The sequence below is a fragment of the Stenotrophomonas sp. P5_B8 genome, assembly GCF_054049855.1.
This window is the reverse complement of sequence record NZ_JBFULO010000699.1, coordinates 1-1,223: the sequence shown is the minus strand read 5'-3', so window position 1 is coordinate 1,223 and position 1,223 is coordinate 1. Positions and strand designations below refer to the sequence as shown.

Here is a 1,223-nt window from a genome sequence, read left to right as displayed (position 1 = left end):
GCGTTCAAGTTCCCGTTCCGTAACTGATACGTCGAGGAATCCGATATGGCAAAGACCTCCATGGTCAACCGCGATCTGAAGCGCGCCAAGCTGGCCGTCAAGTTCGCTGGTAAGCGTGAAGAGCTGAAGAAGATCATCTCCAGCACGACCGCTTCGTACGACGAAAAGGCCGACGCTGTCGTCAAGTTGCAGAAGCTGCCGCGCGATTCGTCGCCGAGCCGCCACCGCAACCGTTGCGAACTGTCCGGCCGCCCGCGTGGCGTCTACAGCAAGTTCGGCCTCGGCCGCAACAAGCTGCGCGAAGCCACCATGCGTGGCGACGTGCCGGGCCTGCGCAAGGCCAGCTGGTAAGGGATTCGTCCCGGAACCTGCCTCGCATCCCCCTGGGTGCGGGGCAGGGGGACCGACCGGTTGTTCAGGTTTGTTCCCAATTGAAGAGTCCGACGCAAGTCGGGCTCTTTTTGCCGTATACTCCCGCGTCTTGCCTGCTCGCAAGACGTGAGCAGCGCGTGAAGGGTACTGGCCCATCCCAGGAACACAGCAAGATTTTCGCGAAAGCGGATATCGGTGCACTCAAAGGTATCGACTATGAGCATGACTGATCCCATCGCCGACCTGCTGGTACGCATCAAGAATGCGGCCGCGGTTGGTAAGCAGACGGTGAAAGCACCGTCGTCCAACATCAAGGTTGCCATCGCAGAAGTGTTGAAGTCCGAGGGCTACATCACCGACCTGCGCGTRACCAAGATCGAAAACAACAAGGCCGAGCTTGAAATCGTCCTGAAGTACTTCGAGGGCAAGCCGGTCATCGAGACCCTGAAGCGCTTCTCGCGTTCGGGTCTGCGCCAGTACCGTGGCAAGTCCGAACTGCCGAAGGTCCTCAACGGCCTGGGCATCGCCATCATCTCCACCTCCAAGGGCATCATGACTGATGCGCAGGCGCGCCAGTTGGGCGTCGGCGGCGAAGTCCTGTGCTTCGTGGCCTAAGGCGAGAAGGAACCAACTATGTCCCGCGTAGCCAAGAAGCCGGTCAACCTGCCCAAGGGCGTTGAACTGAACATCCAGCCGGAATCCGTCAGCGTGAAGGGCCCGAAGGGCACCCTGTCGCTGCCCAAGGTTGCTGGCGTTGAAATCACCATCGAAAACGGCGTTGCCAACCTGGCCGCCAACGATCCGAGCCTGCTTGCCCTCACCGGCACCGTGCGCGCGATCCTGGCCAACAT

The 1,223-nt window shown here is 60.5% G+C and carries 3 protein-coding genes; all 3 read left to right on the top strand.

What is annotated here, in order from left to right:
• Window positions 1-45: 45 nt before the first annotated feature.
• Complete coding sequence (gene rpsN / locus ACXJKH_RS20795) at window positions 46-351, top strand: 30S ribosomal protein S14 (RefSeq protein WP_256776220.1); 306 nt, start codon at window positions 46-48, stop codon at window positions 349-351.
• A 237-nt stretch (window positions 352-588) separates the two neighbouring features.
• Window positions 589-987, top strand: a complete 399-nt coding sequence (gene rpsH / locus ACXJKH_RS20790; RefSeq protein WP_256776221.1) for a 30S ribosomal protein S8 — start codon at window positions 589-591, stop codon at window positions 985-987.
• Between the two features lie 18 nt (window positions 988-1,005).
• Window positions 1,006-1,223 (top strand): 50S ribosomal protein L6 (gene rplF / locus ACXJKH_RS20785; protein WP_457322224.1); only part of this gene is annotated, 218 nt, incomplete at its 3' end.

What these genes read in the sequence shown, in the direction of transcription:
- rpsN (WP_256776220.1), top strand. Translation starts at nt 46, where the DNA reads ATGGCAAAGACCTCCATGGTCAACCGCGATCTGAAGCGCGCCAAGCTG.